This window comes from Telmatospirillum sp. J64-1 (assembly GCF_006980715.1).
Taxonomy (GTDB): Bacteria; Pseudomonadota; Alphaproteobacteria; order Rhodospirillales; family Magnetospirillaceae; genus Oleiliquidispirillum; species Oleiliquidispirillum nitrogeniifigens.
Genome location: NZ_SBHN01000022.1, coordinates 1 through 16,291, shown reverse-complemented (window position 1 = coordinate 16,291; position 16,291 = coordinate 1). Strand labels below are relative to the sequence as shown.

11 protein-coding genes are annotated in these 16,291 nt (G+C 65.1%); 6 read left to right on the top strand and 5 right to left on the bottom strand.

Going from position 1 to position 16,291, the window contains the following annotated elements; genetic code table 11:
* Nucleotides 1-49: 49 nt before the first annotated feature.
* Nucleotides 50-2,131 (bottom strand): ATP-dependent DNA helicase RecG, encoded by a 2,082-nt coding sequence (gene recG / locus EPD66_RS18520; RefSeq protein ID WP_142850003.1) that lies wholly within the window; start codon nt 2,129-2,131, stop codon nt 50-52.
* 89 nt (nt 2,132-2,220) lie between these two features.
* Here recG and EPD66_RS18515 point away from each other — a divergent pair, with 89 nt between their 5' ends.
* A complete protein-coding gene (locus EPD66_RS18515) occupies nt 2,221-2,481 on the top strand; it encodes a succinate dehydrogenase assembly factor 2 (RefSeq protein WP_255448573.1) in 261 nt (86 codons plus the stop codon).
* On the top strand, nt 2,478-5,957 hold the full coding sequence (mfd, locus tag EPD66_RS18510) for a transcription-repair coupling factor (protein ID WP_185961499.1): 3,480 nt from the start codon (nt 2,478-2,480) through the stop codon (nt 5,955-5,957). Before EPD66_RS18515 ends, mfd begins: the two co-directional genes overlap by 4 nt.
* Here the strand turns inward: mfd and EPD66_RS18505 are convergent.
* Nucleotides 5,912-6,595 (bottom strand): DsbA family oxidoreductase, encoded by a 684-nt coding sequence (locus EPD66_RS18505; RefSeq protein WP_142850002.1) that lies wholly within the window; start codon nt 6,593-6,595, stop codon nt 5,912-5,914. The two genes, mfd and EPD66_RS18505, sit on opposite strands and share 46 nt — an antisense overlap.
* 82 nt (nt 6,596-6,677) lie before the next feature.
* Nucleotides 6,678-8,039, bottom strand: a complete 1,362-nt coding sequence (locus tag EPD66_RS18500) for a diguanylate cyclase domain-containing protein (RefSeq protein WP_255448572.1) — start codon at nt 8,037-8,039, stop codon at nt 6,678-6,680.
* A 131-nt stretch (nt 8,040-8,170) separates the two neighbouring features.
* Here EPD66_RS18500 and EPD66_RS18495 point away from each other — a divergent pair, with 131 nt between their 5' ends.
* The 3 genes from EPD66_RS18495 (at nt 8,171) to EPD66_RS18485 (ending at nt 13,968) form a co-directional block, all read left to right on the top strand.
* A complete protein-coding gene (locus tag EPD66_RS18495; protein ID WP_142850001.1) occupies nt 8,171-9,259 on the top strand; it encodes an efflux RND transporter periplasmic adaptor subunit in 1,089 nt (362 codons plus the stop codon).
* 1 nt (nt 9,260) lies between these two features.
* Nucleotides 9,261-12,326 carry an efflux RND transporter permease subunit gene (locus EPD66_RS18490; protein WP_142850000.1) on the top strand — a complete coding sequence of 1,022 codons (3,066 nt, stop codon included), beginning with the start codon at nt 9,261-9,263 and terminating at the stop codon, nt 12,324-12,326.
* Nucleotides 12,327-12,399: 73 nt separating this feature from the next.
* Entirely contained in the window at nt 12,400-13,968 is a 1,569-nt protein-coding gene (locus tag EPD66_RS18485) for a lysylphosphatidylglycerol synthetase family protein (RefSeq protein WP_142849999.1), read from the top strand.
* A gap of 10 nt (nt 13,969-13,978) precedes the next feature.
* Here the strand turns inward: EPD66_RS18485 and EPD66_RS18480 are convergent, their stop codons facing one another.
* Together EPD66_RS18480 and EPD66_RS18475 are read right to left on the bottom strand one after the other, a co-directional pair.
* Nucleotides 13,979-14,506 (bottom strand): peroxiredoxin, encoded by a 528-nt coding sequence (locus EPD66_RS18480; RefSeq protein ID WP_142849998.1) that lies wholly within the window; start codon nt 14,504-14,506, stop codon nt 13,979-13,981.
* Between the two features lie 139 nt (nt 14,507-14,645).
* Complete coding sequence (locus EPD66_RS18475; RefSeq protein WP_142849997.1) at nt 14,646-14,948, bottom strand: DUF2293 domain-containing protein; 303 nt, start codon at nt 14,946-14,948, stop codon at nt 14,646-14,648.
* A gap of 163 nt (nt 14,949-15,111) precedes the next feature.
* Between EPD66_RS18475 and EPD66_RS18470 the strand changes: the two genes are divergently transcribed.
* The gene (locus EPD66_RS18470; RefSeq protein ID WP_142849996.1) at nt 15,112-16,116 is read left to right on the top strand and encodes a lipid A deacylase LpxR family protein; all 1,005 of its coding nucleotides are present in this window, start codon (nt 15,112-15,114) and stop codon (nt 16,114-16,116) included.
* The last annotated feature ends 175 nt before the right edge of the window (nt 16,117-16,291 follow it).

Below are 16,291 nucleotides of genomic sequence, written 5' to 3'. Positions count from 1 at the left end.
GGAGGCCTCGACCTGAGGAGCCCCGCAGGGCCGCCTCGAAGGGCGTTTTTTATCCCGAACGCAGCGTCCTGACCTGTGCGTCCCGCTCGAAGAGATAGAGCAGGGTGCGCAGGGCTTCGCCGCGCTTGCTTTGCAGTTCGGGATCGGTTTCCAGGATCAGGCGGGCATCGTCGCGGGCGACCGGCAACAGGTCGGCATGGGCGGTCAGGTCGGCGACGCGGAATTCCGGCAGGCCGCTCTGGCGCGTGCCCAGCAACTCGCCCGCCCCGCGCAGGCGCAGGTCTTCCTCGGCGATGCGGAAGCCGTCTTCGGTCTGGCGCATGATCTCCAGCCTTGCGCGCGCGGTTTCCGACAAGGGCGAACCATAGAGCAGCAGGCAGGTCGAGGCACCGCTGCCGCGCCCGACGCGGCCGCGCAGCTGGTGAAGCTGGGCGAGGCCGAAACGTTCGGCATGTTCGATGACCATGACGGTCGCCTCCGGCACGTTAACCCCGACCTCGACCACGGTGGTCGAGACCAGCAGGTCGATATTGCCTTCGGCAAAGCCCTCCATCACCGCGTCCTTCTGGGCGGCCTTCATCTTGCCGTGGACCAGCCCCACGCGCTCGCCGAAGATCTGCGACAGATGCAGATGGCGCTCCTCGGCCGCCGCCAGGTCCGAGGTTTCGGATTCGGCCACCAGCGGGCAGATCCAGTAGACCTTGGCGCCGCCTCGCATGGCGCGCTCGACGCCCATCACCACGTCTTCCATGCGGGCCAGGGGCAGAACACGGGTATCAACCGGCTGGCGCCCCGGCGGCTTCTCGTCCAGGCGCGAGACGTCCATGTCGCCATAGGCGGTCAGGGTCAGGGTGCGCGGGATCGGCGTGGCCGTCATCACCAGCACGTCCACGGCCCGCCCCTTGGCCGCCAGTTCCAGGCGCTGATGCACGCCGAAGCGGTGCTGCTCGTCGATCACCGCCAGCGCCAGGTCCTGGAAGACCACGTCCTCCTGGAACAGGGCATGGGTGCCGACGATGATCTTGATCTCCCCGGCGGCGAGGTCTTCCAGCACCGCCTTGCGCGATTTGCCCTTGTCGCGCCCGGTCAACAGCCCGGCCCGGATGCCGATCGAGGCCAGCAGGGGCTCGATGCTGGCGAAATGCTGGCGGGCGAGGATTTCCGTCGGCGCCATGATCGCAGCCTGGGCGCCGGTCTCGACGGCATTCAGCATGGCCAGCAGGGCGACGATGGTCTTGCCGCTGCCGACATCGCCCTGCAACAGCCGCAGCATGCGGGCCGGTTCGGCCATGTCGGCGGTGATTTCCTTGAGCGAGCGTTCCTGCGCCCCGGTCAGGGCGAAGGGCAGGCTGGGCATGATCCTGGCGCGCAAGGAGCCGTCCCCGGCCACCGAGCGGCCCTTCAGCTTGCGCATGCTGGCCCGCACCAGCGACAGGGCCAGTTGGTTGGCCAGCATCTCGTCATAGGCCAGGCGCTGGCGGGCCGGGCGGTCGAGGTGAAGATCGGCCTCGCTTTCCGGGCTGTGGACGATGGTCAGCGCTTCCTTCCAGGACGGCCAGCGGCGCTGGCGGAAGACTGAGGGCTCGATCCATTCCGGCAGGTCCGGCGCCCGTTCGAGCGCCCGGCTCACCGCCCGCGCCACGACCTTGGGCGTCAGCCCGGCGGTCAGCGGATAGACCGCTTCGATGCCTTCGATTCCCTCCAATTCCTCCAGCGTGCCGTGGCGGTCGGGATGGGTCATCTGGGCTTCGCCGTTGAAATGCTCGACCGTGCCGCTGACGACCCGCACCTCTCCCACCGGAAAGGCCCGTTCCAGCCAGTCCTGCCTTGCATGGAAGAAGACCAGGGTCAGGAAGCCGGTATGGTCGCGGCAGCGGATGCGGTAGGGGCGCCGGGGTGCGGTCGAGGGTTCGTGGCTTTCCACGGTCACCACCAAGGTGGCGATGCGCCCGCTGGGGGCCTCGGCCACGGTGGGACGGAAGCTGCGGTCCACCAGGCCGGACGGCAGGTGCCACAACAGGTCCGCCACATGCGGCCCGGTCAGTTTCTCGAACAGCTTGGCCAAACGCGGGCCGATCCCGGGCAGGCTGTCGACGGGACAGAAGAGAGGAAAAAGCGATTGAGGACGCATGATGACGAATTCGGCGATTTGCAAAGCTGACAGGGCGCGTGGAAGGCTCTATATCCTAGGGCTCCTGAACGAACACGCAACGCGTAAGAATGACCGCACAGCTCAAACGCCTCATGTTTCGCGCCCATCACATGGGCTCGACCGAGAACGACATCATCTTCGGCAGCTTCGCCGACCGCTATCTGGCGGATTTCACGCCCGAGCAGTTGGACCGTTTCGAGGCTTTGCTGAAAGAGAATGATGCCGATCTGTTCGACTGGGTGACGGGCAAGCGTCCGCCGCCGGCCGATCTGAACCACGACGTCATGCAGATGCTGATCGCCCACAAGCCGGTGACCGATAAGTTTTGAAGCAGATCGCGGAAATCCTGTCGGCCCCTGGCCGGCATGTCATCGCCGGAGCCCCCGAAGGCTTCGATGCGCTGATCCTGGCGGGTATCACGGCGGAGCGGGGCGTGGCCCTGCTTCATGTGGCCCGCGACGATGCGCGTGTCGCCCGGCTGGCCGAAGCCCTGACCTTCGTCGCGCCCGATGTCGAGGTGCTGCTGTTCCCGGCCTGGGATTGCGTGCCCTATGACCGTGTCTCGCCCCATGTGGACATCGTCGCCCAGCGCATCGACACGCTGACCCGGCTGGTGGCCGATTCCGGCAAGAGCCGGATCGTCCTGACTACCGTGGCCGCCGTGACCCAGCGCGTGCCGCCGCGCCATGTCTTCGCCGATGCGGTCTTCGTGGCCGAAGTGGGCGGGCGCGTGGCCCTGGATGATCTGCTGCAATTCCTTTCACGCAATGGCTACACCCGTTCCGACACGGTGATGGAGCCGGGCGAATATGCCGTGCGCGGCGGCATCGTCGATCTGTTCCCGCCGGGCACGGAAGAGCCGATCCGGCTCGATCTGTTCGGCGACGAGATCGAGGGCATCCGCTCTTTCGATCCCATGACCCAGGTTTCGACCACAAGGCACAAGCGCATCGAACTCAAGCCGATGAGCGAGGTGATGCTGGACGATGCCTCTATCGCCCGCTTCCGCAGCGCCTATCGCGAGATGTTCGGTGCTGTCGGGACCCAGGACCCGCTTTACGAAGCGGTCTCGGCGGGCCACAAATATCCCGGTATCGAGCAATGGCTGCCGCTGTTCCATGACGGCATGGACACGTTGTTCGCCTATCTGCCCGAAGCGGTGGTGACGCTGGATTACCAGGTCGAGGAAGCCCGCGCCGCCCGCGAGGAGCAGGTCTTCGAATATTTCGAGGCGCGCCGCAGCCTAGCCGGGGCGGGCGTCCAGGAAGCCGGCAGCGTCTATCATCCCATTCCGCCGCCCCGGCTCTATCTGGACCGCGAGGAATGGGACCGTCACCTGTCCTTCTATCCCGTCGGTGCCTTCTCGCCCTTCGCCGCGACCGAAGGCGCGGCGGCGACCGTCGATGCCGGGGGACGGCCGGGCCGCGATTTCGCCGATGCTCGCGCCCAGCCCGACGTGAACGTCTACGACGCCCTGCGCCAGCATATCATTGCCGAGGGCAAGGCCGGGCGGCGGGTGGTCGTGGCCGCCTATTCCGTCGGCTCGCGCGACCGCTTGGGCGGGCTGATGCGCGACCATGGGGTGCCGAACCTGCATGTGGTGGATTTCTGGCAGGAAGTGCAGGCCTTGCCGCCCGGCCATACGGCCCTGGTGGCGGTGGGGATCGAAAGCGGTTTCCAGGGGCCGGATCTCAGCCTGATCACCGAACAGGACATCCTGGGCGACCGCCTGGCCCGTCCGCCGCGCAAGAAGCGCCGGGCCGAGAAGTTCATCCAGGAAGCCTCGGCGCTGAGCGAAGGCGACCTGGTGGTCCATGTCGATCACGGCATCGGCCGCTATGACGGTCTGGTGGCGCTGGAAGTGGCGGGCGCGCCTCATGATTGCCTGCGGGTGATCTATGAAGGCGGCGACAAGCTGTTCGTGCCGGTCGAGAATATCGAGGTTCTGTCGCGCTACGGCTCGGAAGAGGCGGGCGTGCAGCTCGACAAGTTGGGCGGCGTCGCCTGGCAGTCGCGCAAGGCCAAGCTGAAGCAGCGCATTCGCGACATGGCCGACCAGTTGATCGCCATCGCCGCCCAGCGCGAACTGCGCCGCGCCGAAAGCATGACGCCGCCGGAAGGGCTGTGGGACGAGTTCTGCGCCCGCTTCCCCTACGCCGAGACCGACGACCAGACGCGCGCCATTCACGACACCTTGGCCGACATGTCCTCGGGCAAGCCGATGGACCGGCTGATCTGCGGCGATGTCGGCTTCGGCAAGACCGAGGTGGCCCTGCGCGCCGCTTTCGTCGCCGCCATGAGCGGCATGCAGGTGGCGGTGGTTGTGCCGACCACGCTGCTGGCCCGCCAGCATTACAAGATCTTTGCCGAGCGTTTCGCCGGCCTGCCGATCCGGGTCGAGCAATTGTCGCGCCTGGTGACGCCCAAGCGCGCCACGCAGATCAAGAAGGAACTGGCGGAAGGCAAGGTGGATATCATCGTCGGCACCCATGCGGTGGTGTCGAAGAACGTGAACATCCCCAATCTCGGCCTGCTGATCATCGACGAGGAACAGCATTTCGGCGTGGCGCATAAGGAGCGCCTGAAGCAGATGAAGGCCGACGTGCATGTGCTGACGCTGACCGCCACGCCGATTCCGCGCACCCTGCAACTGGCCCTGACCGGCGTGCGCGAGATGAGCATCATCGCCACTCCGCCGGTGGACCGTCTGGCCGTGCGGACCTTCGTGCTGCCCTTCGACGGGGTGATCATCCGCGAGGCGATCCTGCGCGAGCGTTATCGCGGCGGGCAGGTCTTCTATGTCTGCCCACGTCTTGCCGACATGGACAAGGTGGCCGACCGCCTGCGCAAGCTGGTTCCGGAGGTCAAGTTCGTGATGGCCCATGGCCGCATGGCGGCGAGCGAGCTGGAAGAGACCATGACGGCCTTCAGCGAGGGCAAATACGACGTCCTGCTGGCGACCAACATCATCGAGTCGGGCATCGACATGCCCAGCGTCAACACCATGATCATCCATCGCGCCGACATGTTCGGGCTGGGCCAGCTCTATCAGCTGCGCGGCCGTGTCGGGCGCGGCAAGCTGCGCGGCTATGCCTATCTGACCCTGCCGCCCGACCGGGTGCTGTCCAAGACCGCCGAGAAGCGTTTGCAGGTGATGCAGACCCTCGACAGCCTGGGGGCGGGCTTCACCCTGGCCAGCCACGATCTGGATATCCGCGGCGCGGGCAACCTGCTGGGCGACGAGCAATCGGGCCATATCAAGGAAGTCGGCATCGAGCTTTATCAGCATCTGCTGGAAGAGGCGGTGGCGGCGGCGCGCGGCGGTATCGGCGAGGAGGGGCCGGGGGGCGACTGGTCGCCGCAGATCACCGTCGGTACGCCGGTCCTGATCCCCGAAAGCTATGTCACCGATCTCAGCGTCCGTCTCGCACTGTATCGCCGCATCGCCGGCTTGGCCGATCAGGCCGAGATCGAGCAATTGGCCGTCGAGCTGATCGACCGTTTCGGCAAGCTGCCGCCCGAGGTCGAGAACCTGCTGGAGATCGTTGCGATCAAGGCGAAATGCCGCCTCGCCGGGGTCGAGAAGATCGACGCCGGGCCGAAGGGGGCGGTGGTCACCTTCCGCAACAACAGCTTCGCCAATCCCGCCGGTCTGGTGCAGTTCATCGCCCAGCAGGTCGGCACGGTGAAGCTGCGCCCGGACCACAAGCTGGTCTACAAGCGTAATTGGGAGGATGCCAAGGAACGGGTGAAGGGGGTTCAGGCCTTGATGGGCACGCTGGTCAAGCTGGCGACGTCCGGCTGACCCAGCAGCGCCCCGTCCATCCGCCCCAGGTCGAGCAGGCGCAGCAGGATGTCGTATTCCTGCGCGCCGGCGATGGCATAGGTTTCCTCGACGATGAAGCAGGGGACGCCGTTGACGCCAAGGCGCTGGGCGCGCGCATTCTCGTTGCGGACCGGCTGCACGCCGATATCGGAGGCCAGCAGGATCAGCACGGTCCGGCGATCCAGCCCGATGCTCTCGCCCAGATCGGCCAGGATCTCGTGGTCGCCGATATCCAGCCCCTGCGTGAAATAGGCGGAGAAGAGCGTCTCGACCATTTCGGCCTCGCGCCCGATCTGCGCGGCGAGGGCGATCAGGCGGTGCGAGTGAAGGCTGTTGGGGACGCGGCGGACCAGGTCCAGGCGGAAGGAAATACCCGCCGCCCGACCGGCGGCCTCGATGGCTTCCTGAATGCGCTGCAGGCGCGGCGCGCCGCCGAACTTCCGTTCCATATAGGCTTGGCGGTCCACCCCCTGGGGCGGCAGGTCGGGATTGAGCAGGAAGGGCCGCCAGCGGATATCCGGGCGCAAGGCTGGGCGTTCGGCCAAAGCCCGCTCGAAGCGCCGCTTGCCGATATAGCACCAGGGGCAGACCGTGTCGAAAATGATGTCCAGTCTCACAATGAGGCTATTCTAGCAGACCCGTCCCGGTTGAGGCGAGGGTGTTGTCGCCAGATCCCGTTGATTTCACGAAATATCCTGCTCAGTCTAGGTTGAGCCGCGCCCGCCCGATCAGCGCGGCCGGGTCGTCTTCGGCGCGTAGATCGGCGCAACCCGCCTGGACCCAGACCTTGACCGGCTGGAAGACATCGCGCACGGCGAAATCGGTATAGGCGAGGATGCCGGCAATGCGGTGCATCACCACTTCGGCCTCCTCGCGCGGGGTATCGGGCAGGACGACGCAGAATTCGTTGCCCTGGTAATGGGCGGTCAGATCCTCGGCGCGCAGCAGGCTGGAAATCCATTGCGCCAGTTGCTGCAGCAGATGACCGGCGGCGTCCTCGCCGAATTGCGTGCGGACCCCGTCCACATTGGGAATGTAGAAGTACAGAACGGAGAGCGGCCGGTTCTGGGTCTTCGCTTTTTCCAGCCTGGCGGCAAGATAGCTTTCCAGGAAGGCGCGGCTGTAGACCCCGGTCTGGGCGTCGCTGCTGTGTGGCGTCAGGGTTTGCATCAGTGCTTCGCGGATGCGCCAGCGCAGGCGCTGGCGGCGCACCAGCATCTCGATCGCGCCATGGAGCAGGGCCATGTCCAGCGGGCGGGGCATGACCCGCGTGGCGCCGCGCCGATAGGCTTCGGCGACATCCGCTTTCGCGGGGCCGTCCAGGATCAGCAGGACCGGCAGGTTGAACAGTCGGGGATTGTGGCGGATCTGGGAGCAGAGATCGAGATGAGCCTCGGTCCGCCCGCCCGCGACCAGCAGGGCGGCATCGAAATTCTGCCGCGCCACCAGATCCTCGGCTTCATACAGATTGGCCGTGGTGGTGATCTCGGCATAGCCTTCGGGGAAAGCGAGATCGCCGACCCCCTCGCCGACCAGCAGCAGGCGTGCCTTGCCACCCTTGTCCTGGCCGTCGACGCGCCGCCCGGCGCTAACGCCGAAGCGTTCGGCGAGCTCGGCGCGCAGGCGCAGTTCTCCATGCATGGTAGCCAGACGGAGCAGCGGATACAGGCGGGCCAGAAGCTCCGCTTCCTCGCCGGGCAGGCGCAGCAGGTCGTCCGCTCCGGCCGCCAGGGCGCGTTGCGCGACCGCTCCGGCTTTTTCGTCCGGCACCATCAGGAAAGTGGGAATGTCCTCGGTCTGCGGATCGGATGCCAAGCGGGACAGCAACTCCGCCGGCTCCATGTCTTCCAGCAGCGGGCCGATCAGCACGATATCGGGATGGTGCTCGCGCGCTTCGGCCAGCGCCTGCGCTCCGGTCCCGGCTATTTGCCCGTGGTAGAAGTTGCGGCGCAGCTTGGCGGAAAGATCCTCGGCCAAGGCCGTATCTGCGGTGGCGATCAGCACATTGGCCAGATGTATCATCGACGGGCTTTCCTCGCGCGATCCATTTGCTTTCATCATAGTACGGATCTGCGCGTCGAGGTAGAGACAAGGAAGAAAGGAAAAGAGCTTCAGCCGCAGCAGAAGGAGGTTTGACTGAACCGTCCAGTTTAGTTATTGAGTAAAGCCTATGGTTTCTTAGGGAAACGGAAATGCGCAAGGCATTGTTGGCGGTCGCCGCGATCGCGGTGGCGGGAGCTGCGGGTTGGTATTGGCAAATGGGCGGCTTCCTGCCCAATACACCACCGGCGCAGGCCGCCGGTCCTGCCGCGCTCGGAGGAGCGCCGCCGGCGGTGCCGGTCGAAGCCGCAGTCGTGACCGTCGGGCGCATGGCCCGTGAACTGACCGCGGTCGGGACGGTGATCTCCAACGAATCCGTGATCATCAGGCCGGAAATCGCAGGCCGGGTGTCGGAAATCCTGTTCCAGGAGGGCGAAAGGGTCCGCCAGGGCCAGCTTCTGCTCCGCCTGGACGACACGATCGACCAGGCGGCGGTCGCGCAGGCCGAGGCAAATCTCGCCTTGGCGCGCAGCAACCGCGACCGCACCCAGCAATTGCACGAGCGCGGCGCCGCCGCCAGCCGGTCCCGCGACGAGGCGGAAGCGACCCTGCGGGTGGATCAGGCGCAGCTGGAACTGGCCCGGGCACAGCTGGAAAAGACCCGCATCCATGCGCCCTTCGACGGCATCGTCGGCCTGCGCAAGGTCAGCGTCGGGGCCTATGTGGCACCGGGCCAGGATGTGGTGAACCTGGAAAACATCGATCCCATCAAGGTGGAATTCCGCATCCCGGAAGTGCATCTGGGCGCGCTGGCGGTGGGACAGCCGCTGACGGTCACCGGCGACGCCTATCCCGGCCGGGAATTCTCGGGCAGCATCTATGCCATCGATCCGCAGATCGACCAAGCCGGACGCAATGTGGTGGTGCGGGCGGTCCTGCCCAATGAGGATCACGCCCTGCGCCCCGGCCTGTTCGTCCGCCTGACCCTGGCGGTGGACGAGGTGCTGGACGCCATTTCCGTCCCCGAGCAGGCCGTCGTGCCGCAGGGCAATGCCTCGATGGTCATCCGCGTGGTCGAGGGCAGGGCGCAGATGGTGCCGGTCACGCTGGGACGGCGCGGCAACGGCATGGTCCAGGTGTTGGAGGGGCTGGCGCCGGGCGATGTGGTCGTCACGGCCGGTCAGATGAAGCTGCGCCCCGACGCCCCCGTGGCGGTGGTCGGCGCCACGCCGGGAGTCTGACATGAGGCTCCCTGAAATCTGCATCCAGCGTCCCGTCTTCGCGACGGTGATGAGCATCCTGGTGCTGCTGGTCGGTCTGATCGCTTATGACCGGCTGCCGGTGCGCGAATATCCCAATATCGACGAACCGGCGGTCACCGTCGAGACCAAGTATCCCGGCGCCTCGGCGGAGATCATCGAGACCCAGGTCAGCAAGCCGCTGGAGGATTCGATCGCGGGGATCGAAGGGATCGACGTCATCACCTCGATCAGCCGTGCCGAGACCAGCCAGATCACGGTGCGCTTCAAGCTCAACCGCGATGCCGATGCCGCCGCCAACGATGTGCGCGACCGCGTCAGCCGCGTGCGCGGCCAATTGCCCGACGACGTAGACGAACCGGTCATCGCCAAGGTCGAGGCCGACGCCCAGCCCATCATCTATCTGGCCTTCTCCAGCGACCGCCACACCCCGGCGGAAGTCACGGAATATGCCGACCGCTATGTGAAGAACCGGCTGCAAACCATTGATGGCGCAGCCGATGTGCGCCTTTTCGGCGACCGCCGCTTCGCCATGCGCATCTGGCTCGACCGGGCCCGCCTGGCGGCCTACAACCTGACGCCACAGGATGTGGAAACCGCCTTGCGCCTGCAGAATATCGAGGTGCCGGCGGGCCGCATCGAAAGCCAGCAGCGCGAATTCACGGTGCTGAGCGAAACCGACCTGCGCACGCCCGAGGAATTCGGCAATGTCATCGTCGCCGACCGCAACGGCTATTTCGTCCGCATCAAGGACCTCGGCCGGGTGGAACTGGGCACCGAGGACGAACGCCGCATCGTGCGCCTGAACGGCCGCAGCGCGGTGGCGCTGGGCGTGATCAAGCAATCGGTCGCCAATCCGCTGGACGTGTCCGCCGGGGTGCGCGCCTTGCTGCCTGAGATCGGCGAAAGCCTGCCGGAAGGCATGAGCGTCGAGATCGGCTATGATTCCTCGATCTTCATCGAGCGCTCGATCCAGTCGGTCTACACCACCATCGCCGAGGCCGTGGTCCTGGTGGTGCTGGTGATCTTCTTCTTCCTGCGCAACCTGCGCGCCACGCTGATCCCGCTGGTGACCATTCCGGTCTCGCTGATCGGGGCCTTCGCGCTGATGTATTTCCTGGGCTTCAGCATCAATACGCTGACGCTGCTGTCCATGGTGCTGGCTATCGGCCTGGTGGTCGACGACGCCATCGTCGTGCTGGAAAACATCTACCGCCATATCGAGGAAGGGATGCCGCCCATGCAGGCGGCGATCCGGGGCTCGAAGGAAATCGCCTTCGCCGTGGTGGCGATGACGCTGACCCTGGCGGCGGTCTATGTGCCCATCGGCTTCATGGAAGGCCGCACCGGCAAGCTCTTCACCGAATTCGCCATCACCCTGGCGGCGGCGGTGATGGTTTCGGGCTTCGTCGCCCTGACCCTGTCGCCGATGATGTGCTCGCGCCTGTTGCGTCACGAGCGCAAGCATTCCCGTATCTACAACCTGATCGAAGCCTTCCTGGTGGGGCTGACCAACGGCTATCGCCGCCTGCTTGTCGCCTCGCTACATCACCGCTGGGTGGTGGTGCTGGCGGGACTGATGATCGCGGGTTCTTCCGTCCTGCTGTTCAACAGCCTGAAGTCGGAACTCTCTCCGACCGAGGACCGGGGCACCATCATCGGCATCGGTATCGGCCCCGAGGGCGCGACCATCGGCTATACCGACCAATATGCTCGCCAGATCGAGGAGATCTATTCCCGCACCCCGGCGCTCTCGAGCTATTTCGTGATTTCGGGCGTGCCGGTGGTCAACCAGATGCTGTCCTTCGTGCGTCTGGAAGATTGGGAAAACCGCGAGGTGCGCCAGCAGGATGTGGCGGCGGGATTGATGCCCCAGCTGATGGGCGTGCCCGGCCTGATGGCCTTCGCCGTCAATCCGCCCTCGCTGGGCCAGCGGCCGAACAGCAAGCCGGTGCAGATGGTGGTGCAGTCCAGCGCCGAATATTCCGAATTGCAGAAGGTGATCGACGAACTGACCGCCGAGATCGCCAGGAATCCCGGCCTGGTCAACGTGGACACCGACCTGAAGCTTAACAAGCCGCAGATCCGCGTCCGCATGGACCGCGAGAAGGTGGCCGATATCGGCAGTTCGGTCGAGATGGTGGGCCGTACCCTGGAAACCATGTTGGGCGGGCGCAAGGTCACCCGCTTCAAGCGCGACGGCGAGCAATATGACGCCATCGTCCAGGTCGAGGGCGTGGACCGCAGCAATCCCGACGACGTCACCGCCATCTATGTGCGCGGGGCGGACGGCCGCATGGTCCAGCTTTCCAACCTGCTGCGGGTCGAGGAGACCGTGGCCCCGCGCGAGCTGAACCACTTCAACCAGATGCGCGCGGTCACCATCACCGCCAATCTGGCGCCCGGCTATTCGCTGGGCGAGGCGGTGGCCTATCTGGAGGAGACGGCGGCCCGCATGCTGCCGCTCGGCGCGCAGGTGGATTGGGACGGCCCGTCGCGCGAATACAAGACCTCCTCGGCGGGGATGATGGTGACCTTCGCCCTGGCGCTGTTCTTCATCTATCTGGTGCTGGCGGCGCAGTTCGAAAGCTTCATCAGTCCCTTCATCATCATGCTGACCGTGCCGCTCTCCATGGCCGGGGCCTTGCTGGCGCTCTATCTGACCGGCGGGACACTCAACGTCTACAGCCAGATCGGCCTGGTGACGCTGATCGGCCTGATCACCAAGCATGGTATCCTGATCGTCGAGTTCGCCAACCAGCTCCAGGAAAAGGGCAGGGCGCGGATCGAGGCGGTGATCGAATCCTCGGTGCTGCGCCTGCGTCCGGTGCTGATGACCACCGGCGCCATGGTCCTGGGGGCGGTGCCGCTGGCCCTTGCCTCGGGCGCGGGGGCCGAAAGCCGCCAGCAGATCGGCTGGGTCATCGTCGGCGGCATGACGCTGGGGACCCTCTTCACCCTCTTCGTGGTGCCGGTGGCCTATAGCCTTCTGGTGAGGGAGGAGAAGGGGGCGGAGGCGCTTCCGGCGCATCCCGCTGCTGCGGAATAGTCAAAAGGGCTCCTTCGGGAGCCCCTTTTTCTTTGGAATGCGGCTTACAAAATTGCACCGGGTGCACATTTCAATGAACCGCAAGAAGGTGGCGACCCGGCTGGCGGCCACCCTGAGCGTCGGCATCTTTGCCCTGGCGCTTTGGGCGCTCAGCCGTTCCCTGCAGGAATATCGGGCGGCCGATATCCTGGGGGTGATCCGCTCCATGCCCTTGACGCTGATCCTGGCATCGGTGCTGCTGAGCCTCGCCAGCTATGTGGCCCTGGCCGGTTTCGACTGGCTGGGAAGCCGCTACATGAAGCGGCCGCTCAGCTGGCGGCGCATTCTCTTCGGCTCCTTCCTGGCTCATGCGATCTCGCACAATACCGGCTTTGCCGCCCTGACCGGCGGCTCCATCCGCTACCGCATCTATTCCGGAGCGGGTCTCACGCTGCTCGATGTCGGCGGGCTCATCGCCTTCGCCGGTCTGACCTTTTCCCTCGGCGCCCTTGCTCTTTCCAGTCAGGCGATGCTGACCGAGCCGGTCTTCCTGGCGCGCGTCCTCGGCTTCCCCCCGTTCCTGGTCACCCTGCTGGGGCTGCTGGGGTTGGGGCTGGTGGGCGGCTATTTCATCTGGGGATGGCTGGCCGAGCGCCCCTTGCAGATCTGGAAATGGCGCATTCCGGTACCGGGGCCCAAATTGGGGCTGGCACAATTGTCCATGGCGGTCGTCGATCTGGTCCTCGCCTCGGCCGCGCTCTACATCCTGCTGCCCGCAGGCGCCGAGATCGCCTTTCCGACCTTCGTCGGCATCTATGTTATCGCCAATGTCGCGGGGGCCGTCAGCCATGTGCCGGGCGGGCTGGGGGTCTTCGAGACGGTGGTGATCCTGCTGGTGCCCGAAGCCTCGCCGGGGGCACTGCTGGCCAGCCTGCTGGTCTTCCGCGCCGGATACAACCTGCTGCCGCTGCTTGCCGCGCCCTTCCTGCTGGCGGCCTATGAAGTGCGGGAGGCGAAGGCCAGGGCCAATGCCGTTCATTCCTTGCGGAAAGTGGCCGAGGCGATGGCGCCGCCGCTGGCTTCAGTGCTGGTCCTGGGGGCGGTCCTGACCCTGGTGCTGTCCCTGGCGACGCCCAGCGCGCGGGTCAGCCTCAACCGGCTGGAAGCCTATCTGCCGCTGTCCCTGGTCGAGGCCGCGCATCTGGCGGCGGGAATCTGCGCGATCCTTCTGCTTCTGCTCATCCAGGGGCTGGGGCAGCGCAAGCGTGCCAGCTGGGCGGTCGCCTTGGTCCTGCTGGCGGGCGGGGCGCTGTTCATCCTGGTCAAGGGGCTGACATGGTCGCCGGCCCTGGTCCTGCTGGCCATCGCCGGTTTGCTGGCATGCACGGCGGCGGTCTTCGACCAGCCCGGCCCGCCTTTGCCCCGGCATATGGAGATGCCCTGGCTGGCCTTGCTCTGGCTGGTCGTGGTGGGATCGATGTGGCTGACCGATTTCGCCTTCCGCCCCCGGGATTGGGTGGCGGAAATGTCCATCATGAGCCATCGCGCGGAAACCGGGCGGGCGCTCAGGACGCAGATGCTGCTCTTGTTTCTGGCCTCGGCGGTGAGCCTGTGGCGCCTGTCCCTGACATTGGGCGAAGGCCGGGACGGGCGCCGCGTCTGACGGAGCGGTCTTACAGGCTCTTCATCTGCCGCAGCCAGCCGATCATGGTATCCGCATCGGAGACTTCGAAGGGATCGGTCGGGCAGTTGTCGTCGAAATCGGGCTCGACGAACAGCTTCCGGATCTCGCCATCCTCCACATACATGGAATAGCGCCAGCTGCGCATGCCGAAGCCCAGATTGGACTTGTCCACCAGCATGCCCATCTTGCGGGTGAATTCGGCATTGCCGTCCGGCAGCATCCTGACCTTGCTGATGCCTTGGGACTTGGCCCATTGGAACATCACGAAGGCATCGTTGACGGACAGGCAGATGACCTCGTCCACGCCCAGCGCCTTGAACTCGTCGTAAAGCTCTTCATAGCGGGGCAGGTGGGTGGACGAGCAGGTGGGGGTGAAGGCACCGGGCAGAGCGAAGAGAACGACATTCTTGCCCTTGAACAGGTCCTCGGTGCTGACATCCTTCCATTCGAAAGGATTGGGACCGCCCAGGGCCTCGTTGCGGACACGGGTTTTGAAGATGGTCTTCGGGACGCGCATGGAAATGCCCTCTCCTCGATGTGGATGACTGCAGCCTAGACAAAGACCTCTCTGCCAGCAATGCGCCATTGGGGAAAGACGAACTCTTTCAGAAGCTTGTGATGCTTTTGGGTTTGTCTTGTCCTGCCGGGATCTTTCCTCACTCCTCGCCGCCGACCCGCCGCCGGCTTCCCCATTCCGCCAGGACGAGGTTCATCTGCTCGGCCACGAAATGGCGCGCGGAGTCCACGTCATATCCTTCCGCCAGCAGGTCGTCGTAATCGGTGAAGTTATGGCGGATATAGGACAGGGCCGAGAGCCAGGCGGCGGCCTCGGGGCTGGCATGGCGCAATCCTTTCGAGGACGCAGCCTGGTCGGCGATGGCCCTGGCATCCTGTTCGGCAATGCGGGGAAAAAGCCGGTGCAGGACGGTTTCCAGGGAATGATGACGTGCGGATTTCATAGATCTCCCGACGGGCGAGCCAAGACTTTGGTAATGCATCCCTTCAAAAGGAGACAGATCCCCTTGTTTCGGGCAAGGCCGGATTAAATAAAGGAAAAGGATTCACCTCTTCCTGAAAATCTCCCGCGCCAGGTCGTGTTCATCGACTCCCAAGGACGTCCAAATGGCACATGCGCCTTGCAAAGGGCTTTTGGCCCTGGTCAGTTGTCTCATTCCTGTTTGTTTCGCCTTTTCATCCGCCTCGGCCGCCGAGCCGGAAAAGGGCACCTTCAGTTTCATCCTTGAGAACGATTTTTTCTATGAAAATGACCGGGGCTACACCAATGGTCTGCAGTTCCGCTGGACGTCCTCACCGCAGACGGAAGGCTGGCCGGTGCGGATGGCCCAGTGGCTGCCCTTCTTTTCCAGCACAGGGGAAATCCGCAAGAGCTACGCGCTTGGCCAGAACATGTATACGCCCAGCGACCTCGAAAGCGATGTTCCTTCCGCCGAGGACCGTCCCTATGCGGGATGGCTCTACGGTGCGGTCGCCCTGATCGCCGACGGCGAGCATTATCTCGATCAGCTGCAGCTTCAGGTCGGAGTCGTCGGCCCGGCTTCCTTCGCCGAACAGGCCCAGAAGCTGATCCATCGCTGGACGGATTCGGGAGAGCCGCAAGGCTGGCGGTCGCAATTGCGTAACGAGCCGGGCGTCGTGCTGACCTATCAGAGAAGCTGGAAGGCCTATCGCTCCGATACGATCCTGGGCGGGCTCGGCTTCGATGTGACGCCGCATTTCGGGGCTGCGCTCGGCAATGTCTTCACCTATGCCAATACCGGCGCGACGCTGCGGGTGGGCTGGAACCTTTCCAACGATTACGGGGCGCCGCGCATCCAGCCCAGCATGCCCGGCTCGGGATTCTTCAAGAGACGCGAGGGAATCGGCCTCTATTATTTCGCCGGGGTCGAGGGCAGGGCGGTCGCCCGCAACATCTTCCTCGACGGCAATACCTGGCAGGACAGCGCCCGGACCGACAAGGTTCCTTTGGTGGGCGATTTGCAGATGGGCATGGTCTTGACGCTGGGGACGGCCCGGCTTACCTACACCCACGTCCTCCGCACCAAGGAATTCAAGCATCAGCAGGAAGACGACCGTTTCGGGTCCGTCAGCCTGTCGGTACGCTTCTAGCGTAAATGTGATGACTTTTTGAATTAGGCGGTTGACAGGGGGCGGTGGGAAGGACTACATAGCCACCTCGCCGGACGGACCGGGTGACCGGTTGGTACGGCGGGCCAGAGTTTTCGAAAGGCTCCCGGTTCCGGGGGCGGCGCTTTGAGCGCCACGTTCTTTGACAAGTGAAGAC